This window comes from Agromyces sp. NPDC055658 (assembly GCF_053618155.1).
The window spans coordinates 84,899-105,725 of the sequence record NZ_JBSHHD010000008.1; the positions used below are offsets into that span (position 1 = coordinate 84,899).

Below are 20,827 nucleotides of genomic sequence, written 5' to 3' on the forward strand. Positions count from 1 at the left end.
GCCGTGTCTGCGATCGCCCCGGGCACGCGCTCAGCCGCGCCCACGTAGGATGGATCGGTACTCCCCTCCGATGTGAAAGAGGTCGCCGTGGCCACCGCCCGCGATGCAGTTCCGGAGCGCCCCCACTACTGGGTCGTCCCGGTCGTGCGCGGACTTCTCGCGATCGTTCCCGCCGCCGTCATCACCTTCTCGCAGGACCACTCGGCCGACCTCGGCCTCGTCGTCTTCGGGGTGTGGGCGGTCGTCTCCGGTCTCGTCGTCGGGGCGCTGAGCCTGCGCCTGCTCGGCGGCCGAGGCATCCGCTCGCTGTTCGCCATCACCGCCGTCGTCACCGTCGCCGCCGGCCTGCTCGCGCTCGCGGTGCCGGGCGGGCTGCCCTTCCTGCTCTACCTCGTGAGCGTGTGGGCGGCCGTCACCGGCTTCGTCGAGCTCTACGCGGGGCTGCGCTCGCGCGGTCGCTCGGCGGTCGCGCGCGACTGGATCGCGGTCGGAGCGTTCACGGCACTGCTCGCGCTCGTGTTCCTGCTCCTTCCGCCCGACGCCGTCACCGCGGTGGGCCTGCTCGGCGGCTACCTCGTGATCGTGGGCGTCTTCCTCGTGATCGGCGGCCTCTCGTTGAAGTGGGCCGCGAACCAGACCGCCGACGGGGCACCCGCGGCAGGAACGGAGCCGCAGTCGTGAGCCAGACGCCCGGGCAGTTCGAACCGAGTCGGCGCGATCGCCTGCGCCCGGCCGAGTACGTCGCCGGCGCCGCGATCGCCGCGATCTTCGTCGGCGTCATCGCCCTCCTCACGACCCGCGACTGGACCATCGCGCTCATCGGAGCGGGCGGCGCGTTCATCGTCGTGCTCGTCGTGCTCGCGCTGCTGCAGATGGCGATCAAGCCGAACGCCGACGAGCAGGCAGAGCTCGGCGGCGACGACCCCGCCGACGGCGGACCGACGCACTAGTACAGCGGCACTCCGCGCACCGATCGGGTGGAGCGCGCGACCGGTTTCACGGCCGCCGCACGCCCGATTCCGCCTGCTCGTGAGACCGCCCGATCGCCGGCCGACGCGGACTCCGTCGGGATTGGTGCCGACTTCCACGGATTCCGCGACGCGAACCCGGGCGGATCATCAGCCCCGCATAACAGGATGGGGATTCCACCCATCCGGGCGGTGATCTGCGAAGGAGCGAAGTGACATCGACGACACGGGCGATCCAGCTGGGTCGCAAGGAGCGGCCGAAGCGCGGGTCACTCCTGCTGCTCGTTCCGGGCATCGCCTCGGTCGTGCTGCTCGGCATCCTGCCCCTGTTCATCGTCGCGCGGAACAGCTTCGCCGTCGCCGACAACTACGGCGGGATCACCGACGGGCTCACCTTCGACAACTATGCGAAGCTGCTCGACCCGGTCTACTCGAAGACCCTCTTCTACTCGCTCGGGCTCGGCGTCCTGAACACCGTCGTCTGCCTCGTCGTCGGGTACATCACGTCGTACTACATCGTGTCGCGACCGCCGAACCGGCAGGGGTTCCTGCTGCTGCTCGTCATCATCCCGTTCTGGACCGACTTCCTGGTGCGCACGTTCGCGTGGATCACGATCCTCGGATCGGGCGGCCCGATCGCCGGCCTGCTGGGGATCTTCGGCGTCGCCGGCTTCTCGCTCATCCCGAGCAACGTCGCCGTGGTGCTCGGCCTGCTCTACTCGTTCCTCCCGACAGCGATCTTCCCGATCTACGCGTCGATGCGGTCGATCGACCCGTCGCTGAAGGAGGCCGCCACCGACCTGGGCTGCGGGTGGTGGGGGGTGCACCGCCGGGTGATCCTGCCGCTCACGGGCCCGGGCATCCTGGGCGCCGCACTGCTCACGTTCATCCCGACCATGGGCGTCTTCGTCATCCCGGTGCTGCTCGGCGGCGGCAAGGACCCGCTCGTCGGCAACCTCATCGTCACGCTCTACACGGAGTTCCGCAACCAGCCGATGGGCGCAGCGGCGTCGATGGTGCTCCTGCTGCTGATGCTCATCTCGATGGTGCTCGTCGGCCTCGGGCTGAAGCGCTCGTCCGCCAAGAAGGGAGCGTGACCGTGGATCGCGTCGTGAACGGCATCGCCCGGGGCGTCTTCGTCTTCCTCTACCTCCCGATCGTCGCGGTGATCGTGTACTCGTTCAACGCGGCGGGCACGAACACCCGCTTCGAGGGGCTCACCCTGCAGTGGTACGTCGAGCTGTTCCAGGACGCCGCGCTCATGCAGACCCTGCAGACGAGCGCGATCGTCGCGGTCATCACCGCGACCGTCGCCACGATCATCGGCATCATGTTCGCGCTCGGAATCGCCCGGTACCGCGGGCGCGGGCGTGCCAGTCTCCTCGCGCTCATCGCGCTCCCGCTGATCGTGCCCGAGATCGTGCTCGGTGTCGCGCTGCTGAGCGTGTTCAGCACGACGAAGATCCCCCTCGGCATAGGCACGCTCGTGCTCGGCCACCTCATCGTGTCGCTCCCGCTCGCGACGCTCGTGCTCATGAGCTCGGCGGTGATGCTCGACCCGAGCCTCCCCGAAGCGGCGACCGACCTCGGCTGCACTCCGTGGCAGACGTTCACCCGCGTGTACTTCCCGCTGCTGCGCCCCGCCGTGGTCGCCGCATGGCTGCTGAGCTTCACGACGTCGTTCAGCAACATCGTGATGTCCACGTTCCTCAGCGGCGTCGGGTCGACGACGCTCCCGCTCAAGATCTACTCGAGCCTCAAGACCGGACTCACCCCCACGATCAACGCCCTCGGAGCACTGCTCATCCTGCTCACGCTCGTGATCGTGCTCCTCGTCGGCGTCACGCAGATGCGACGCATCCTCGTCGAGTCGCGCGGCTAGCCCCCGAACTGCAACATCCCCCCACCGAAAGGAACCCCGCAATGAAGAAGCTGACCACAGCAGCCGTCGGCATCGTCGCCGTACTGGCACTCACTTCGTGCAGCACCGGCGGATCCGGCGACGGCGCGTCGACGGAGCTCAACGTCTACGCGTGGGCCGACGAGATCCCCCAGTCGGTCTTCGACGCCTTCACCGAGGAGACCGGCATCAAGGTCAACGTCGACAACTTCGACAGCAACGAGACGATGATCTCGAAGCTCGCAGCGGGCAACTCGGGCTACGACATCGTCGAGCCCAGCCAGTACGCGGTGCAGCAGCTCGTCGGCCAGGACCTGATCGAGACCCTCGACAAGTCGAAGATCGAGGGCATCGAGAACCTCGCACCGAAGTTCGCCGACCCGAGCTACGACCCCGGGCTCGAGCACTCCGTGCCGTGGGTGTGGGGCACGACCGGCCTCCTGTACAACTCCGCCTGCACGGGCGGCGAGGAGATCACGAGCTGGGAGTCGCTCTTCGACCCGAAGTGGAAGGGCAAGGTGAACATGCTCGACAACATGCTCGCCGCCTACATCGCCGGCCTGCAGGTCAACGGGTACGACGCCGACAGCACCGACGAGGACGAGATCAACGCGGCGACCGAGTCGCTCATCGAGCAGAAGCCGATCCTCTCGGGCTACAACTCGACGAACTACGGCGACCTGGTCGCGAGCGGCGACGTCTGCATCTCCGAGGCGTGGGGCGGCACGAGCACCGCGAAGATCATCGAGCAGAACCCCGACGTGCACTACGTGCTGCCCGAGGAGGGCGGCAGCCTCTGGGTCGACGGTCTCTCCATCGCGAAGGGCGCGCCCCACCAGGATGCCGCGTACGAGTTCATCAACTTCCTGCTCCGCCCCGAGATCGCCGCGATGGCGACGAACGACGGCGGGCTGGCGAGTGCGAACGCGGCCGCCCAGGAGCACGTCACCGACCAGGGTGTGCTGAGCAACTCCGCCGTGTACGCGACCGATGAGGAGGTCGCGAACGCCGACTTCATCGTCGACCCGGGTGAGGCGATGAAGTACTACCAGGACGGTTGGACCCGGGTGAAGGCCTCCTAGGCCGGCCACCAGCGAACAGCGATTGGGATCATGAACACGCAGACCACGTCGACCGCCGCCTCCGCGGTCGAGATCCAGGGGCTCTCCAAGGAGTTCGCCGGCCATCTCGCGGTGCACCCGCTCGACCTGGAGATCCGGGAGAACGAGTTCTTCTCGATCCTCGGTCCCTCCGGGTGCGGCAAGACCACGCTCATGCGGATGATCACCGGCTTCGAGACGCCGTCCGCCGGACGTGTGCTGCTCGGCGGCGAGGACGTGACCGGTGTGCCGACCCGCAACCGTGATCTCAACATGCTCTTCCAGAGCTATGCGCTGTTCCCCCACCTGACCGTGTTCGAGAACGTGGCCTTCGAGCTCCGGGTGCGGCGCGTCGCCAAGAGCGAGGCGAACCGCCGCACCCGGGAGGCGCTCGAGCTCGTGAAGCTCGGACACCTCGGCGACCGGAAGCCCGACCAGCTCTCGGGCGGCCAGCGCCAGCGGGTGGCGTTGGCGCGCGCCGTCGTCTCCGGTCCGAAGGTCGTGCTGCTCGACGAGCCGCTCGGCGCGCTCGACCAGCAGCTCCGCAAGGAGATGCAGTACGAGCTCAAGCGCATGCAGCGCGAGGTCGGCATCACGTTCATCTACGTGACGCACGACCAGGAGGAGGCCCTCACCATGTCGGACCGCATCGCGGTCATGTCGGAGGGCGTCGTCCAGCAGGTCGCCGGGCCCGAGGACATCTACAACAAGCCCGAGACGAGATTCGTCGCCGGCTTCATCGGCAGCTGCAACCTGCTCGACGTCACCGTTCCCGAGGGGGTCGAAGGTGACGTGGTCACGGTGCCGCTCGACGGCATCGGCGCGGTGCGCGGAGTGCTCGGCGAGACGGTCACCCACGAGCGCACGGGAACCCTGCTGCTCCGCCCCGAGCGGATCGAGGTGCACCGCGACGGCGATGGCATCGAGGGCACGGTGGAGACCCTCACCTTCCTCGGCGAGGAGTGGCATCTCCACCTGAGCGTGGGCGGCCGACTCATCAAGGCCTCCCTGTCGAGCCTCGTCAAGGAGCGCGACCTGCCGGGCCTCGCCACCGGCGACACCCTCCGCCTCTCGTGGCGCCCGCAGGACGCCAGGATCGTCGTCCGCTGACCGAACCACCGCCAGAACCGAACCAGGAGCCCCGCATGCGAGTAGCCGTCGTCCAGACGTCACCGGGCATCGACCCCGAGGCGAACTTCGCCACCATCCGCCGTTTCGCCGCCGAGGCCGCCGAGCAGGGCGCGCGTCTGGTCGTGTTCCCCGAGGAGGCGATGCTCCTCGCCGACGACGAGATCAAGCCGGACTTCCCCGACCTGCTGCCCGCGGTCTGGCCGGGTTTCGTCGCGCTGATCCGCGAGCTGGCTCGCCAGCATGAGCTCACCGTCATCGCGGCCGGCTACGAGCCGAACCCCGACGGCAGCCCCTTCAACACGATCCTCGCGTTCGGCCCCGACGGGGAGGAGCTCGCGAGGTACCACAAGATGCACACGTACGACGCCTTCGCGTACCGGGAGTCCGCCTACGTGACGCGCGGCGACCGACTGCCGCCGATCATCGACGTCGACGGCCTCAGGGTCGGCCTCGCGAACTGCTACGACGTCCGGTTCCCGGAGCTGTTCCGAAGCCTCTCCGACCGCGGCGTCGACGCGATCGCGCTCTCGGCGGCATGGGTCTCGGGCAAGGGCAAGGAGGAGCACTGGTCGGTGCTCACGCAGGCGCGCGCGATCGAGAACGTGAGCTGGTTCCTCGCCTCGGCGACCGTCGGGCCCGACTCGGCCGGGCTGAGCCGGATCATCGACCCCCTCGGTGTGGTCGTCGCCGGACTGAACGCCCACGACGAGGGCATCGTCGTCGCCGAGCTCGACCCCGAGCGCACCGCGACGGCGCGACGCATGCTGCCGGCGCTCGAGAACCGCCGCATCGCACTCGCCTACCACGTGAACTAGCAGGAAAGAGGATCATGTTCTTCCGCACCGGGGACGCCCCATCCCAACTGCCGACGAGTCTCCGCGCGAAGCTCGAACGGCTCAGCTTCCCGACCCTCGGCCACTACCTCGAGGAGGGCTTCGCCGACCCCGAGATCCGGCGGGTGGTCGAGGCAGGCGGCCGGGTGATCGGCACGGCGTTCACCGTTCGCACGACGGCCACGGACTCGACCGCGCTGCACCACGCGGCGGGGATCATCGAGCCGGGCCAGGTGCTCGTGCTCGACACCGGCGGGGACCGGCGCCACGCACCCCTCGGCGAGGTCGTCGCCGCCCAGCTCGTCGCGAGGGGCGCGGCCGGCGCCGTCGTCGACGGGGTCGTCACCGATGTCGACGAGATCGCGGAGCTCGGGCTCACCGTGCACGCGCGTGGCACCAGCATGCTGACGACGAAGCTCCAGGGCATCGACGCGGGCGGCGTCAACGTGCCCGTCACGTGCGGTGGCGCGGTCGTGCACCCCGGCGACGTCGTCCTCGCCGACGCGAACGGAGTCCTCGTCGTACCGCTCGAGGGCCTCGAAGCCCTCGTCGACCTCGCGCTCGAAGACGACGCGGAGGAGCCGGCGCTCATCGACGAGCTCCGCGGCGGAGCGCCGCTCGGCAGCCTGACCGGCGCCAGCGACACCGTCGCGGCCCTCCTCGAGAGCGCCACCCCGCAATAGCACCCGCCTCGATCACCGACAGCCGGCGGACTGCTCGTCCGGCTGCGATCGAACGCGCCCGGATCCACCCATGAAAGGCACATCCATGCTCCTCAAAGCCGCGATCAACGGGGGCCGACCGACCTCCGAGCACCCGGCCGTCCCCCGCACCATCGAGCAGATCGTGGAGGCGAGTCGCGCCGTGATCGCCGCCGGCGCCGACGTCGTTCACGCCCACGTGATCACCGAGGACGGTGCGCAGACGATCGAGCCCGAGGCGGTCGGAGCGTGGGTGCGCGCCATGCGAGCGGCGGACCCGGCGATCGTGATCGGGACGACGACCGGCCTCTGGACCGTCGAGTCGCACGCCGAGCGGATGCGGCACCTCGCCGGCTGGCCCGGCGATGCACTGCCGGACTTCGCCTCCGTCGCGTTCTGCGAGGAGGGTGCCGCCGAGGCGGCCGAGCTCGTCCTCGAACGCGGCATGGTCCTCGAGTCGGCGGTCTGGTCGATCGAGGACGTGCCGGCCCTCCTCGCCTCGCCGACACTGCACCGCAACGTCCGGATCCTGATCGAGCCCGAGACGGAGGACGCCGATGACGCCGTCGCCGAGTGCCGGAGGATCGCGGCCGTCATCCGGGCGGCCGGCGTGGCCGCGCCGATCCTGTACCACGGCTACGACGCGACGGTCTGGCCGGTCGTCGAGGCTGCCATCGCAGACCGTTGCGAGACCCGCATCGGATTCGAGGACGGGGTGCACCTGCCCGACGGGAGCCTGCCGGCGGGCAATGCCGAGCTCGTCGCCGCGGTGCGCGCGCTCGAGCGGGGCTGACCCCGGCGTCGTCGCGGCGCGAGGCGATACCCTCGAACCGAGGAGACCGCTGCCGAATGATTGACGACCTGGATCGCAGGCTCATCGAGCTGCTCGCCCGAGACGGGCGACGTCCGTTCGCCTCGCTCGCCGAGGAGCTCGGCGTCTCGCAGTCGACGGTGCGTGCTCGGGTGGCGAAGCTCCAGGAGGACGACGTCGTCATGATCGTCGCCCTGTGCAACGCTCTGCTGCTCGGGCACCAGGTGGTCCGGCTGCTGCTCAGCGTCCGCAACCTGACGCCGCGATCAGTGGCCGACGGGCTCGTCGGCATCAACCAGATCAACCACGTCGCGCTCGTCGCCGGTTCGCACGATCTCTATCTCGAGGCGACCTGTCGTGACCAGCCGCAGCTCATCGCACTGCTCGATGAGATCCGTCGCCACCCAGGGGTGGCCGCGATCCAGCCGATCATCGTGACCTCCCTCGCGAAGGATTACAGCGGCGGCGGCCTGCGAGGCACCGCGCAGAGCATCAGCGACCCGAATCGCTGATCAGTTCTCGAGGCGCGACAGCGGCGTCGGTTCGCGGAACCCCTGCCAGAGGTAGGTGTCCTTCATGACCTCGAGCACGGTGAGCGTCTCGAGGTCCGAGATGCCCCGGATGCGGCGGATGTCCTGGAGCACGATCTTGCCGAGGGCCTGCGCGTCGGGGGCGACCACGTCGAGGATGATGTCGTAGTAGCCGAGGGTGCAGGCGACGTACTTGATCTGCGGGTGCTCGGCGAGCTGCTCGGCGACCCGCGCCACCGGCACCTCCGACACCCGGATGCCGACGTGGGCGGCGATGCCGCCGATCTTCGTCTCGTCGTACATGCCGGCGACGTAGATGACCCCGACCGACACGAGGCGGTTGTACCGCTGGCGCACCGTCGGCTCCGAGAAGCCGATACGACGGCCGATCTCGGAGAAGGACCGGCGGCCGTCGACCCGGAGCTGGTCGATGATCTCGCGGTCCACATCGTCGAGGAGGGGGTCCCTCGACTCACGGGCGGCATCCACCCGGTCAGCGTACCGGAGGCACCTGCCGAGCGGTCAGGGGTCGGCCCGTACGAGGCGTCCGAGCTCGCCTCCCGCGTCGTCGAGGAGGACGAGTTCGTCTCCGTCGAATCCGGCGAGACGTGCTCCCATCACCCAATACGGCGCCAGGGCGATGGCCCGGTAGGCGGCCATGGCGTCGAGCCAGCCGACCACGCCAGCACGCCAGCCACCACCCGCCGAGTGTCCACCACTCGCGCAGAAGCTCGAGTTCGCCGCCGCCGAGACGGAGGCGGGTGCCATCCCGCGCTCCGTCGGCGTCGGACACGTCGCATAGTCCGATGAGCCCGATCGGCTCGCCCGCCGAGCGGGAGGTGTCGCGAAACGCCTACGGCAGTCGGTCGACGAGGTCGTCGGCGATGCCGACGTACGATGCGGGCGTCAGGGCGAGCAGGCGCTGCTTCGCCTCGTCGCCGATCTCGAGCGACTCGACGAAGGTCGCCAGGTCCGAGGCGCCGACCCGCTTGCCGCGCGTGAGCTCCTTGAGCAGCGCGTAGGGGTCGCTGATCGTCGACCGGCCGGCCACGACCTCGGCGCGGATCACCGTCTGGATCGCCTCGCCGAGCACCTCCCAGTTGCCGTCGAGGTCCGCGAGCAGCAGCGCCCGGTCGAGGTCGATCTCGCCGAGCCCGCGCTGGATGTTGTCGAGCGCGAGCATAGAGTGCCCGAAGCCGACGCCGATGTTGCGCTGGGCCGACGAGTCGGTGAGGTCGCGCTGCAGGCGCGAGGTCACGAGCGTCGCGGCGAGCGAGTCGAGCACGGCCGAGCTGAGCTCGAGGTTCGCCTCGGCGTTCTCGAAGCGGATCGGGTTGACCTTGTGCGGCATCGTCGACGAGCCCGTCGCGCCGGCCGCCGGGATCTGCCGGAAGTAGCCGAGCGAGATGTACGTCCAGATGTCGGTCGCGAGGTTGTGCAGCACGCGGTTCGCGTGCGAGACCCGACCGTAGAGCTCAGCCTGCCAGTCGTGCGACTCGATCTGCGTCGTGAGCGGGTTCCAGCTGAGCCCGAGCGACTCGACGAACTCCTGCGAGACGGTCGGCCACGAGACATCCGGCGCGGCGACGACGTGCGCCGAGAACGTGCCCGTCGCACCCGAGAACTTGCCGAGGTACTCGGTCGCCTCGACCTGCGCGGCGATGCGCGAGAGGCGGTGCACGAAGACCGCGAGCTCCTTGCCCATGGTCGAGGGGGTCGCCGGCTGGCCGTGCGTGCGGCTCAGCATCGAGGCATCCCGGTGCTCGACGGCCAGCGCCCGCAGGGTGGCGATGACCGCGCGGTACCTCGGCAGCCAGACCTGCTGCACCGCGTCGCGCACGGTGATCGCGTAGGAGAGGTTGTTGATGTCCTCGGAGGTGCAGGCGAAGTGGGTGAGCTCGGCGATCGCGTCGAGCCCGAGGTCGGAGAGCCGGCGGCGCACGTAGTACTCGACGGCCTTCACGTCGTGGCGCGTCGTCGCCTCGAGCGACGCGAGCTCGTCGATGTCGGGCTGCCCGAAGTCGGCGACGACCTGGCGCAGCGCCGCCTTCTGGTGGTCGCCGAGCGGCGACGATCCGAAGAAGCCGCGGTCGGTCTGCGCGATGAGCCACTCGATCTCGACGTGCACGCGCGCCCGGTTGAGGCCGGCCTCCGAGAGGTGCTCGCCGAGTTCGCCGACCGCCGAGCGGTAGCGTCCGTCGAGGGGGCTGAGCGGCTGGGGGGGCAGCGAAGTCATCGGTTTCCTTGTCTGAGAGCCGGCGCGAGTTGCCGGAAGAGCGCCGTGGTCGACCGTTCAATCATCTCAAGTACCCGATCGAACATCGCATCGTCGGAGTAATAGGGGTCGGGCACGTCCTGCAGCGTGCTGAGCGAGGGCTCGAACTCGAGCAGCAGGCGCACCTTGTGCTCCTCGACGGGGCCGGCGGCCCAGTTGCGCAGGATGCGCGCCTGCCCGCGATCGAACGCGACCACGAGGTCGAGGTCGGGGAAGTCGCCGGCGTCGAACTGCCGCGCACGGTGATGCGTGCCGTCGTAGCCGGCGCGCGCGAGCGCGTCGACGGTGCGCTGGTCGGCCGGCTCGCCGACGTGCCAATCGCCCGTGGCGGCCGACTCGATCGCGATGCGCGACGCCAGTCCGGCACGTTCGGCGAGGGCGCGCAGCACGACCTCGGCCATCGGCGAGCGGCAGATGTTGCCGGTGCACACGAAGGACACCCGGAAGGGCTGCGCGGCCTCCCCCGCGGGTTCCGCGCGCGTCATGGGTTCCATTGTGGAGGAGAATGCGGCTTTCAGGAATGGGTGGAGATGACGATGGATGCCCCGGTGCCGGACTTCGAGGTCGACACCGAGCTCGCGGCGCGGCTCGTGCAGCGGCAGCATCCCGACCTGGCGGGCCCACTCGAACTCGTCGCGAACGGGTGGGACAACGCGATCCTCCGCCTGGGCGACGTGCTCGCGGTGCGGCTGCCGCGGCGGCTGGTGGCGGTGCCGCTCATCGCGCACGAGCAGCGCTGGCTGCCCGAGCTCGCCGCACGGCTGCCGGTCGCCGTGCCCGCGCCGGTTCGCATCGGTCGCCCCGCCCCCGACCTGGGGTTCGACGCGCCGTGGAGCATCGTGCCGTGGTTCACGGGCACCGTGGCGGCCGAGGCGTCGGCCGCACGCCGTGCGATCCTCGCGCCCGCGCTCGCCGGATTCGTCGATGCGATGGCGGTGCCGGCGCCCGACGGCGCCCCCCGCAACCCGTATCGCGGCGTACCGCTCAGCGTGCGCGACGAGGCGGTGCGCGCCCGGCTCGACCGGTTCGCGGTGCGCGCGGCGACCGGTGATCTCGACGGGCTCGACGTGGCGGCCCTGCGCGACCTCTGGAGCGATGCGCTCGGGGCGCCCGCGTGGCACGGCCCGCCGTCCTGGCTGCACGGCGACCTGCATCCCGGCAATCTCGTGGTCGAGGCATCCGGTGATCTCGCCGCGGTGATCGACTTCGGCGACCTGACCGCGGGCGACCCGGCCACCGATCTCGCGACGGCCTGGCTGACGTTCGGCGCCACCGGTCGGGCCGCCTTCCGGAGCGAGGTCGAGCGGCGCCGGCAGGTTGACGCGGCGACGTGGCGGCGCGCCCGCGGCTGGGCGCTCGTCTGGGGCAGCGCGGTCGTCGACGAACTCGACGGATCGGGACCGATCGGGCGCCTCGGGCGCTTCGCGCTCGCGCAGGTGCTCGTCGGCTGAGCCCGCCCACCCGTCCTCCACACTCGCCGTCGGCGTGCGCGGGTGCACAGGCGCGGCCCGCACGATCGTGGAGGCCGCGGCGCACCGGCAGGCTGACCGGCATGGATGCCTCGGACGAATGGCTGCTCGCGCTCACGGGCGGCGGTTGCGCGACCCGCGACGAGCTCGATCGCGCGACGATGCTGCGGGGGCGGTTCGCGCCGCTGCGCACCGCGATCGGGCACGCCGCGGCGATGCTGCCGCCCGACGGCGGATCGTGGCGCTCGCAGGCGGCCGACCGCTACGCCGAACGGCTGCACGAGCTCAGGTCGGGTGCGCTCGCCGCGGTCGGCCTGCTCGATCAGGCCGTCGTCGAGCTCGACGAGCGCATCCGGCGCATGGGCGATGAGATCGCCGCGTACGAACAGGCCGAGCGAGACGTGCGCGCCGCCGAAGAGGCCCGGCGCGCCGCCGACCTCGCCGAGCAGGCACGCATGCTGCGGGTCGCCGACGAGCGCCGGGGTGCGGCATGAGCGACGCCATCACGATCTCGGGCGGGGGGACGACCGCCGTCGCGACCGACGACCTGTTCGCCGACGCAGCTCGCCTCGGCGCCGCCGTCGCCGCGCTCGAAGCCGCCGCCGGCGACGCCGCCGGACTGGCGGTCGAACTCGACGCGCTCGGCGCCGACCGCGATGCCGGTGGCTTCGCCGGCCGGCAGACGCTCTGGAACGGGCCGCACCCCGCCGGGGCCACCCACCGTCTCGAGTGCGCGCTGCGCGACCGCCGGGCCGAGGGTGACGAACTGCGCAGTGCGCTGATCGCGAGCGCCGAGCGCTACGGCCTGACCGAACAGCTGGTCGACGGCGCCTGGCGGGTCGGCGGCGGCGTCGCCGGGTATCTGCTCGGCTCGTTCCTGGTCTCACCCGGTGGTGCCGCCCTCGCCGGCGGGGTCGCGCTCGCCGCGGGGGCGAACTCGTCGGCCCGGCAGGTGTGGGGCGCGACCGCGCTCGACGAGTGGCTCGCGGCCAACCGGGGCGTGCTGTCCGACCCGCTGTTCGTGCGCGCGGTCCGCGCTGCCGTCGACTCGGTCGACGAGTTCGTGCTCGGCGCCCTGCACGTGCCGGGCGGTGAGAAGCTCGCCGCCCTGATCGGGCCGCATGTCGGGGCGCCCGAGAGCGCGTCGGTGCTGCTCGCGCTCGCCGCGGCGCTCCGTGCGCCGGCGCTCGTCGACGGACCCGTCCGCGTTCGCCGCACGGATCGCGACGACCGGGCGGGCGACGGCCAGGCGCCCGGCGGCCATCCGTCCGAGGGCCCCGAACGCACGGTGCGGGCGCCGGCCGGCTTCGGCGACCTCGCAGGCCGCATTCCGGGCGGTGAGGGGCCGCAGATCCGCATCGAGCGCTACGGCGAGCCCGGCGACCCGCGATGGGTGGTGTACGTCAGCGGCACCGTCGAACTCGGGGTCGTCGCGGGCGAGCAGCCCTTCGACATGGTGAACAACCTGCACGGCATCGCCGACGATTCGCCGCTCGACGCGTTGCGGCGCGCGGGTGCCTCATCAGGCGCGGGCGAACGCGCGGTGCGCGAGGCGATGTCGGCCGCGGGCATCGCGCCCGACGACCCGGTGCTCGTGGCCGGGCACTCGGGCGGCGGCATCATCGGGGCGAGGCTCGCGGGCGACCCGTCCCTGGGCGTCATCGGGGCGCTCGACCTCGGCGGGCCGAACGACTCGGCGCCGACGCGGCCGGGCGTGCCGAACGTCGCCGTCGAGCACACCGAAGACCTCGTACCCGCGCTGGGCGGGGCGGGTCACCCGTCGCCCGAGCGCATCGTGGTCGCACGCGACGCGCTCGAACCCGGCCGGTCGTACGACGGCGAGATCCTGCCGGCGCACTCGCTCGAGCGCTATCGGCAGACCGCGGCGCTGATGGACGAGTCCGACGACCCGCGGCTCGCGGAGTTCCGCGAGCTGCTGGCGTTCACGGGCGGCGGCGAGGGCGCGGTGAGCGAGTGGGTCGCCCGGCGGCAGTGAGGCGTGCGGTCAGTCCTTCGAGGGTCGCACGACGAGCCCGATCAGCCAGCTGATGAGTCCGAGCACGAGCGCGCCGAGCACGCCCCACCAGAAGCTGTCGACGACGAGGCCGAAGCCCATGAGGTCGCTGATCCAGTCGACGATGAGCAGGAGCAGCCCGTTCACGATGAACGAGATGAGGCCGAGCGTGATCACGTAGATCGGGAACGCGACGACCCTGATGAACGTGCCGACGATCGCGTTGACGAGGCCGAAGATGAGCGCGACGAGCAGGTACGTCAGCACCCGTGCCATGTCGGTGTCGTCGTACGGCACCACGTTCACGCCCGAGACGATGAGCGTCGTCAGCCAGAGCGCGAAGGCGATGACGATGACCTTGACGATGAAGCGCATGCCCCCACTCTGTCAGACCGCGCCCGCCGGGCGAAGAGCCCCGCCGGGCGAGGAGTTCCGCGGGGCGAGGCGGTACGGTTGAACGCGTGACCGCACCGGAGCCTTCGCGCGCAGGCGTTCGCCTGCGCCCCGAGATCGCCGCCCTTCCCCCGTACCGGCAGGGCCGCCCTGCCCCGGCCGACGGCTACAAGCTGTCGAGCAACGAGAACCCGTTCGATCCGCTGCCCTCGGTCGCCTCGGCGGTCGCGTCGACCGGTGCGACGGTCAACCGCTATCCCGATGCCACGGCGCTGGCGCTGCGCGAACGACTCGGTGCCCGCTTCGGCGTGACCGCCGACGAGGTGCTCGTCGGCGCCGGGTCGGTCGCGCTGCTCGCCGCCTTCATCCAGGCCGCGGCCGCGCCCGGCGACGAGGTCGTCTACTCGTGGCGCTCGTTCGAGGCGTACCCGGGCCTCGTCACGGTGTCCGGCGCGACGAGCGTGCAGGTGCCGAATCGCCCCGACCACGGCCACGACCTCGATGCCATGGCCGCCGCGATCAACGAGCGCACGCGCGTGGCGATCGTGTGCTCCCCCAACAACCCGACCGGTGTCGTCGTCACGGCCGCCGAGTTCGAGGCGTTCATGGCGAAGGTGCCGTCCGACCTGCTCGTGCTGCTCGACGAGGCGTACATCGAGTTCGTCGACCGCGAGGGCCCCGGTTCGGTCGATGAGGCCGTCGACGGCCGCACCCTGCTCGGCCGGTACCCGAACCTCGTCATCCTGCGCACCTTCTCGAAGGCGTACGGTCTCGCGGGCCTGCGCGTCGGGTATGCGATCGGGCCCGTGCCGATCCTCGACGCCGCGCGCGCGACGGTCATCCCCCTGAGCGTCACGGCGGCCTCGTCGGCGGCGGCCATCGCCTCGCTCGAGCCTGCGGCCGAGGCCGAGCTGCTCGACCGGGTCGGCGTGATCGCCGCGCGCCGCGACGGGGTGCGGGCTGCGCTCATCGCACAGGGCTGGCCGATTCCGCAGGCGCAGGGCAACTTCATCTGGCTGCCGAGCGGCGAGGCGACGACCGAGGTCGCCGAGCGCCTCTTCGACGCCGGCCTCGTGACGCGGGCGTTCGCCCCCGACGGCATCCGGATCTCGATCGGCGAGCCGGAGTCTGTCGAAACCCTCCTCACGATTCTCAGTGAGCTTGTACCGGCCTCACAAGAAGGGCGTCCCGCATAGCGGGTAGCGTGGAACGGTGGCAGCCCGCGAGAGAGACTTCACCGCGCCGACGGTCCAGCTCCTGACCCCTGAGGGCCAGTTGCGACCGACCCCCGAGGCCGAGCCGTACCTGCCCCTCGTCGAGGCGCTCGACGACACGACCCTGCAGCGCTTCTACCGCGACATGGCGGTGTCGCGCCGGCTCGACCTCACGGGAGCCAACCTGCAGCGGCAGGGCCAGCTCGCACTGTGGGTGCCGAGCCACGGCCAGGAGGCCGCGCAGGTCGGCTCCGCGCATGCCGCGCGCCCGCAGGACCACCTCTTCCCCTCGTATCGCGAGCACATCGTCGGCATGATCCGCGGGCTCGACCCGGTGGGCATCCTCGCGCTGCTGCGCGGCGTGACCCAGGGCGGGTGGAACCCCGACGAGAGCGGCAACTTCCACCTCTACACGCTCGTGCTCGCCTCGCAGACGCTGCACGCCACCGGCTACGCGATGGGCCTGCAGTTCGACGGCGCGACGGCGACGGGCGACCCCGAGTCCGACGCGGCCGTGCTCGTCTACTACGGCGACGGCTCGACCTCGCAGGGCGACGCGAGCGAGGCGCTCGTCTTCGCCGCGAGCTACCAGACGCCGCAGGTGTTCTTCGTGCAGAACAACCAGTGGGCGATCTCGGTGCCCGTCTCGCGGCAGTCGCGCAGCCCGCTGTCGCTGCGCGGCGCCGGCTTCGGCATGCCGAGCGTGCGCATCGACGGCAACGACGTCCTCGTGAGCTACGCGGTCACCCGCCAGTCGCTCGAGGAGGCGCGCGCCGGCGAGGGCCCGAGCTTCATCGAGGCGCTCACCTACCGCATGGGTGCGCACACGACGGCCGACGACCCGACGAAGTACCGCACCGACGACGAGGTGGCCTACTGGGCCGAGCGCGACCCGATCACCCGCTACCGCACGTGGCTCGAGGGCCGCGGAGCCTCCGCCGCGTTCTTCGACGAGGTCGACCAGGAGGCCGCCGACCTCTCGGCCGACGTGCGCCGGCGCACGCTCGAGCTCGAGGCGCCGACGCGGGAGACGATCTTCTCCCACGTCTACAGCGAGCCGCACCCGCTCATGACCGAGCAGCTCGCCTGGCTCGACGCGTTCGAGACCTCGTTCGAGGGAGGCGAGGCGTGAGCGGCATCGACGAGGAGGTACGCGTGACGAGCGACTCGACGGCCGAGGCATCCGTCATGGATGTCGCGACGGAGTCGGCCGCGCCGGCCGACGCCGTGCGCGGCGTGCACACCATGTCGATGGCGAAGGCCATCAACGCCGGCCTCGCCGACGCGATGCGCGCCGACGAGAAGGTGCTGCTCATGGGCGAGGACATCGGACCGCTCGGCGGCGTGTTCCGCGTCACCGAGGGGCTGTCGGCCGAGTTCGGCGAGAAGCGGGTGCTCGACACGCCGCTCGCCGAGTCGGGCATCGTCGGCACGGCGATCGGCCTCGCGATGCGCGGCTACCGCCCGGTGTGCGAGATCCAGTTCGACGGCTTCATCTTCCCCGCGTTCGACCAGATCACGACGCAGCTCGCGCGGCAGACGCTGCGACACGAGGGCCGCGTCACGATGCCCGTCGTCATCCGCGTGCCGTACGGCGGCCACATCGGCTCGATCGAGCACCACCAGGAGAGCCCCGAGGCGTACTTCGCGCACACTCCCGGCCTGCGCGTGGTGAGCCCGTCGAACCCGCACGACGCCTACTGGATGGTGCGCGAGGCGATCGAGTCGAACGACCCGGTGCTCTTCCTCGAGCCGAAGAGCCGGTACTGGCCCAAGGGCCCGGTCGACCTCGATCACGCGGGACTGCCGCTGCACGCGAGCCGAGTGATGCGCCAGGGCACCGACGTCACCGTCGTCGGCCACGGCGCGATGGTCTCGACGCTGCTGCAGGCCGCCGACATCGCGGCCGAAGAGGGCACGAGCGTCGAGGTCGTCGACCTGCGCTCGCTCTCCCCCATCGACTACGGCCCGCTGCTCGACTCGGTGCACCGCACCGGTCGCCTCGTCGTCGCGCAGGAGGCCTACGGCAACGTGTCGGTCGGCTCCGAGATCGCGGCGACCGTCGCCGAGCGGGCGTTCTACTCGCTCGAGGCGCCCGTGCTGCGCGTGTCGGGCTTCGACACGCCGTTCCCGCCGGCCGCACTCGAGACCGAGTACCTCCCGAGCCCCGACCGGGTGCTCGAAGCCGTGGATCGCGCCCTGGCGTACTGACCCGGCTCGTATGACGCTGACGGCATGACTCGACTGCGAGGGTAAGACTGATGAGCGAGATCCGATTCCCCCTTCCCGATGTCGGCGAGGGCCTCACCGAGGCCGAGATCGTGCAGTGGCGCGTCGCGCCGGGCGATCGCATCTCGCTCGACCAGGTCTTCGTCGAGATCGAGACCGCGAAGTCGCTCGTCGAGCTGCCGAGCGCGTTCGAGGGCGTCGTCTCCGAGCTGCTCGTCGACGAGGGCGCGACGGTCGACGTCGGCACGCCCATCCTCGTGATCCAGACGGATGCCGCGGGCACGGCGCCCGCCGGGGCGCCCGAAGCCGGTGCGACCTCGGCTCCCGCCGAACCTGCGCCCGCGCCCGAGGCGGAGGGCAGCGGCGCCGTGCTCGTCGGGCACGGTTCGTCGGGCCCGGCCGCGACCCGTCGTCGCCGCCACCCGGCGCCGAACGGCGCCCACGTGAACCTCGCTCCGCACCCCGCGCCGGCCCCGCCGGCGGCTCCCGCGGTGCCGGCCCCCACTCCGCCGGCGGCGCCCGCCACGACGCATCCCGCCCCCGCAGCCCGTGCCGAGGCGAAGCCCGAGCCGCACGTGCCGGTGATCGCGAAGCCGCCGATCCGCAAGCTCGCGAAGGATCTCGGCGTCGATCTCTCGCGCGTCGCACCGACGGGGCCGATCGGCGACGTGACGCGCGACGACGTCATCCGCGAGGCGAGCCAGGCGAGCGTCTTCCGCAACATCCAGACGCCCGAGGCGCCGGCCGACCGCGAGACCCGCATCCCCGTGAAGGGCGTGCGCAAGGCGATCGCGAACGCGATGGTGCAGAGCGCGTACTCGGCGCCCCACGTGTCGGTCTTCGTCGACGTCGACGCCACGCGCACCATGGAGTACCTGAAGCGGCTCAAGGCCTCCCCCGACTACGCCGGCATCAAGATCTCACCGCTGCTCATCATGGCGAAGGCGATGCTCTGGGCGGTGCGGCGCAATCCCACCGTGAACGCGCAGTGGACCGACGACGAGATCATCGTCAAGCACTACGTGAACCTCGGCATCGCGGCGGCGACGCCGCGCGGTCTCATCGTGCCGAACGTCAAGAACGCGCAGGACATGTCGATGGTCGAGCTCGCGGCTGCCCTCGAGCAGCTGACGCTCACCGCCCGCGAGGGCAAGACCCAGCCCGCCGAGATGCAGGGCGGCACCATCACGATCACGAACATCGGCGTCTTCGGCATGGACACCGGCACGCCGATCCTGAACCCGGGCGAGGTCGGCATCGTCGCCCTCGGCACGATCAAGCAGAAGCCGTGGGTCGTCGACGGCGAGGTGCGCCCGCGCTTCGTGACGACGATCGGCGGCTCGTTCGACCACCGCGTCGTCGACGGCGACGTCGTCTCGCGCTTCGTGGCCGACGTCGCCTCGATCATCGAGGAGCCGGCGCTGCTGCTCGAGTAGTGGGCCGCTCGCCCCGCTCCACGGCGTCGCCGCAGCTATCGTGCGCCGCGGACCGGCCGAGGAGCGTGGGCGCAACAGGTCGGCTACAGGCGGATCTCGTACGTGATCGCGTCGGGCGTGCGGCCGGCCTCGGCGAAGCCGGCGCGCTCGAGCGTGCGACGGGCCGGCAGGTTGGAGACCTCGGCCTCGGCGCGCACGATGCGTGCGCCCGCCGAGCGGGCGAGCTCCACGGCCGCGTGGATCGTGTGCAGCGCCAGGCCCTGGCCGCGCACCGCCGGGACGAGCCCGAACACGAAGTCGACGGCCCCGTCGGGGCCAGGCGGGCCGAACAGGTTCACTCCCCCGATGGCCGGTCCGTCTTCGCCGCGATGCACGAGGTACGGTCCGAACGGCGCGGGGTCGCCGCTCTCACGGACCGCCTGCACGTACTCGGCGAGGAGCTCGGGCTCGTCGGTGAAGGCGTAGGCGCCCTCCCAGCCATCGTGCGGATCGACCTCGCCCGCGAGCACGCGCTCGGCATCGGCGACGGTGAACGGATGCAACGTGAGCGCGGGTGTCGTCGTCGTATCCACGTACTTCACTCTTGCACGACCCGACGACACACGCCAAGGGTTGTCCACAGCGCGGCGGCCGACGCGGGGCTTCGAGATCACCCGGGCTCCCACTCGACTCTTCGCGCCGCCAGATGGTTTTGACAATCATTATCAATAATACCTAGAGTGAAGGCATGACGACGCTCCCCCGACCTCGCCGCATGCTCACCGCCACGACCGCCGTTGGGCTCGGTGCCGTCGGCGCACTGGCGCTCGCGGGCTGCGCAGGGCCCGGGGCGGCCGGCGCGAGCGCCGACGCGCCGCGGGTCGTGGCCACCACGACCCAGGTCGGCGACTTCGCGCGCGAGCTCGCCGGCGACGAGGCAGAGGTCACCCAGCTGCTCTCCCCCGGCCAGAGCGCCCACGGGTTCGACCCCTCGGCCGCGCAGCTGCTCGCGCTGAGCGATGCCGATGCGCTCGTCGTCAACGGCGCCGGCCTCGAGAGCTGGCTCGACGACGCGGTCGAGGCCTCGGGCTTCGACGGCGTGCTCATCGACGCCAGCACGGGCATCGAGCTGTACGGCACCGACGACCACGACCACGAGCACGAGACGGATGACTCGGGGCACGACCACGAGCACGACGACGAGTCGTCGTCCGAGCATGAGTCCGAGGACCCGGCGGCCGATCACGACGGCCACGATCACAGCGACGGCAACCCGCACATCTGGACCGACCCGGAGCTCGCCGAGCACATGGTCGAGAACATCGCGCACGGCCTCGCCGAGGTGCCCGGCATCGACGCCGACGCGGTCGAGGCGAACGAGACGGCCTATCTCGAGCAGCTCGACGCGCTCGACGAGTGGATCGCCGAGAACGTCGAACAGGTTCCGGTCGCCGACCGGCTGCTCGTGACGAACCACGATGCGTTCACCTACTTCGTCGACGCGTACGACATCACCTTCGTCGGCAGCATCATCCCCAGCTTCGACGACAACGCCGAGCCCAGCGCCGCCGAGATCGACGACCTCGTCGCGAAGATCCGCGACACCGGTGTGAAGGCGGTGTTCTCGGAGGCGTCGATCTCGCCGAAGGCGGCCGAGACGATCGGGGCCGAGTCGGGGGCGACGGTGTACTCCGGACCCGACGCGCTCTACGGCGATTCGCTCGGCGCGGCCGGCAGCGACGGCGAGAGCTACCTCGGCAGCCAGGTGCACAACGCGCGGCTCATCCTCGAGTCGTGGGGCGTCGAGCCTTCCCCGCTGCCGGCGGTACTGCAAGGATGACGGC

24 protein-coding genes are annotated in these 20,827 nt (G+C 71.0%); 18 read left to right on the forward strand and 6 right to left on the reverse strand.

From position 1 onward, the window contains the following. Positions 1–87: 87 nt before the first annotated feature. The 10 genes from ACWGPE_RS05845 (at position 88) to ACWGPE_RS05890 (ending at position 7,956) form a co-directional block, all read left to right on the forward strand. Positions 88–681 carry a hypothetical protein gene (locus tag ACWGPE_RS05845; protein WP_231429295.1) on the forward strand — a complete coding sequence of 198 codons (594 nt, stop codon included), beginning with the start codon at positions 88–90 and terminating at the stop codon, positions 679–681. Next, positions 678–950 (forward strand): hypothetical protein, encoded by a 273-nt coding sequence (locus ACWGPE_RS05850; protein WP_452048329.1) that lies wholly within the window; start codon positions 678–680, stop codon positions 948–950. Before ACWGPE_RS05845 ends, ACWGPE_RS05850 begins: the two co-directional genes overlap by 4 nt. Positions 951–1,180: 230 nt before the next feature. After that, positions 1,181–2,065, forward strand: a complete 885-nt coding sequence (locus tag ACWGPE_RS05855; RefSeq protein ID WP_275507005.1) for an ABC transporter permease — start codon at positions 1,181–1,183, stop codon at positions 2,063–2,065. Beyond that, positions 2,062–2,850: an ABC transporter permease gene (locus ACWGPE_RS05860; protein ID WP_275507006.1), complete on the forward strand. Its 789-nt coding sequence runs from the start codon at positions 2,062–2,064 to the stop codon at positions 2,848–2,850. The genes ACWGPE_RS05855 and ACWGPE_RS05860 overlap by 4 nt, the downstream gene beginning before the upstream one ends. 41 nt (positions 2,851–2,891) lie before the next feature. Then, positions 2,892–3,950 carry an ABC transporter substrate-binding protein gene (locus ACWGPE_RS05865; RefSeq protein ID WP_231429299.1) on the forward strand — a complete coding sequence of 353 codons (1,059 nt, stop codon included), beginning with the start codon at positions 2,892–2,894 and terminating at the stop codon, positions 3,948–3,950. Between the two features lie 30 nt (positions 3,951–3,980). Then, positions 3,981–5,078 (forward strand): ABC transporter ATP-binding protein, encoded by a 1,098-nt coding sequence (locus ACWGPE_RS05870; RefSeq protein WP_231429300.1) that lies wholly within the window; start codon positions 3,981–3,983, stop codon positions 5,076–5,078. A 35-nt stretch (positions 5,079–5,113) separates the two neighbouring features. Next, positions 5,114–5,914 carry a carbon-nitrogen hydrolase family protein gene (locus ACWGPE_RS05875; protein ID WP_231429301.1) on the forward strand — a complete coding sequence of 267 codons (801 nt, stop codon included), beginning with the start codon at positions 5,114–5,116 and terminating at the stop codon, positions 5,912–5,914. 14 nt (positions 5,915–5,928) lie between these two features. Continuing rightward, positions 5,929–6,615, forward strand: a complete 687-nt coding sequence (locus ACWGPE_RS05880) for an RraA family protein (protein WP_275507007.1) — start codon at positions 5,929–5,931, stop codon at positions 6,613–6,615. A gap of 85 nt (positions 6,616–6,700) precedes the next feature. After that, positions 6,701–7,426, forward strand: coding sequence for a 3-keto-5-aminohexanoate cleavage protein (locus ACWGPE_RS05885; RefSeq protein WP_231429303.1), 726 nt, complete (start codon positions 6,701–6,703; stop codon positions 7,424–7,426). 56 nt (positions 7,427–7,482) lie between these two features. Beyond that, on the forward strand, positions 7,483–7,956 hold the full coding sequence (locus tag ACWGPE_RS05890) for an Lrp/AsnC family transcriptional regulator (RefSeq protein ID WP_231429304.1): 474 nt from the start codon (positions 7,483–7,485) through the stop codon (positions 7,954–7,956). Here the strand turns inward: ACWGPE_RS05890 and ACWGPE_RS05895 are convergent, their stop codons facing one another. The 4 genes from ACWGPE_RS05895 to ACWGPE_RS05910 form a co-directional block, all read right to left on the reverse strand. Then, positions 7,957–8,463 carry an Lrp/AsnC family transcriptional regulator gene (locus ACWGPE_RS05895; RefSeq protein ID WP_231429305.1) on the reverse strand — a complete coding sequence of 169 codons (507 nt, stop codon included), beginning with the start codon at positions 8,461–8,463 and terminating at the stop codon, positions 7,957–7,959. A 33-nt stretch (positions 8,464–8,496) separates the two neighbouring features. Next, the gene (locus ACWGPE_RS05900; protein ID WP_452048330.1) at positions 8,497–8,742 is read right to left on the reverse strand and encodes a hypothetical protein; all 246 of its coding nucleotides are present in this window, start codon (positions 8,740–8,742) and stop codon (positions 8,497–8,499) included. A gap of 85 nt (positions 8,743–8,827) precedes the next feature. Continuing rightward, a complete protein-coding gene (purB, locus tag ACWGPE_RS05905) occupies positions 8,828–10,210 on the reverse strand; it encodes an adenylosuccinate lyase (RefSeq protein WP_452048331.1) in 1,383 nt (460 codons plus the stop codon). After that, a complete protein-coding gene (locus tag ACWGPE_RS05910; RefSeq protein ID WP_231429307.1) occupies positions 10,207–10,734 on the reverse strand; it encodes a low molecular weight protein-tyrosine-phosphatase in 528 nt (175 codons plus the stop codon). The genes purB and ACWGPE_RS05910 overlap by 4 nt, the downstream gene beginning before the upstream one ends. Positions 10,735–10,797: 63 nt before the next feature. Between ACWGPE_RS05910 and ACWGPE_RS05915 the strand changes: the two genes are divergently transcribed. The 3 genes from ACWGPE_RS05915 (at position 10,798) to ACWGPE_RS05925 (ending at position 13,714) form a co-directional block, all read left to right on the forward strand. Continuing rightward, on the forward strand, positions 10,798–11,700 hold the full coding sequence (locus ACWGPE_RS05915) for an aminoglycoside phosphotransferase family protein (RefSeq protein ID WP_452048332.1): 903 nt from the start codon (positions 10,798–10,800) through the stop codon (positions 11,698–11,700). Positions 11,701–11,801: 101 nt separating this feature from the next. Next, positions 11,802–12,212, forward strand: coding sequence for a hypothetical protein (locus ACWGPE_RS05920; protein ID WP_231429309.1), 411 nt, complete (start codon positions 11,802–11,804; stop codon positions 12,210–12,212). After that, on the forward strand, positions 12,209–13,714 hold the full coding sequence (locus ACWGPE_RS05925; RefSeq protein WP_231429310.1) for a hypothetical protein: 1,506 nt from the start codon (positions 12,209–12,211) through the stop codon (positions 13,712–13,714). The genes ACWGPE_RS05920 and ACWGPE_RS05925 overlap by 4 nt, the downstream gene beginning before the upstream one ends. A gap of 9 nt (positions 13,715–13,723) precedes the next feature. Here the strand turns inward: ACWGPE_RS05925 and ACWGPE_RS05930 are convergent, their stop codons facing one another. Continuing rightward, positions 13,724–14,107: a phage holin family protein gene (locus tag ACWGPE_RS05930; RefSeq protein ID WP_231429311.1), complete on the reverse strand. Its 384-nt coding sequence runs from the start codon at positions 14,105–14,107 to the stop codon at positions 13,724–13,726. 86 nt (positions 14,108–14,193) lie between these two features. Between ACWGPE_RS05930 and ACWGPE_RS05935 the strand changes: the two genes are divergently transcribed. The 4 genes from ACWGPE_RS05935 to ACWGPE_RS05950 are packed head-to-tail and all read left to right on the forward strand — an operon-like array spanning position 14,194 to position 19,004. Then, the gene (locus ACWGPE_RS05935; RefSeq protein WP_231429312.1) at positions 14,194–15,321 is read left to right on the forward strand and encodes a histidinol-phosphate transaminase; all 1,128 of its coding nucleotides are present in this window, start codon (positions 14,194–14,196) and stop codon (positions 15,319–15,321) included. Between the two features lie 16 nt (positions 15,322–15,337). Next, a complete protein-coding gene (locus ACWGPE_RS05940) occupies positions 15,338–16,471 on the forward strand; it encodes a thiamine pyrophosphate-dependent dehydrogenase E1 component subunit alpha (RefSeq protein ID WP_452048333.1) in 1,134 nt (377 codons plus the stop codon). 56 nt (positions 16,472–16,527) lie between these two features. After that, positions 16,528–17,550 carry an alpha-ketoacid dehydrogenase subunit beta gene (locus tag ACWGPE_RS05945; RefSeq protein ID WP_231432223.1) on the forward strand — a complete coding sequence of 341 codons (1,023 nt, stop codon included), beginning with the start codon at positions 16,528–16,530 and terminating at the stop codon, positions 17,548–17,550. Positions 17,551–17,600: 50 nt separating this feature from the next. After that, positions 17,601–19,004, forward strand: a complete 1,404-nt coding sequence (locus ACWGPE_RS05950; protein WP_231429314.1) for a dihydrolipoamide acetyltransferase family protein — start codon at positions 17,601–17,603, stop codon at positions 19,002–19,004. 83 nt (positions 19,005–19,087) lie between these two features. On the opposite strand, the gene ACWGPE_RS05955 is transcribed toward ACWGPE_RS05950, so the two are convergent. Continuing rightward, entirely contained in the window at positions 19,088–19,576 is a 489-nt protein-coding gene (locus tag ACWGPE_RS05955; protein WP_231429315.1) for a GNAT family N-acetyltransferase, read from the reverse strand. A gap of 155 nt (positions 19,577–19,731) precedes the next feature. On the opposite strand from ACWGPE_RS05955, the gene ACWGPE_RS05960 reads away from it, so the two are divergent. Next, positions 19,732–20,823, forward strand: coding sequence for a metal ABC transporter substrate-binding protein (locus tag ACWGPE_RS05960; RefSeq protein WP_452048334.1), 1,092 nt, complete (start codon positions 19,732–19,734; stop codon positions 20,821–20,823). Positions 20,824–20,827 lie beyond the last annotated feature (4 nt).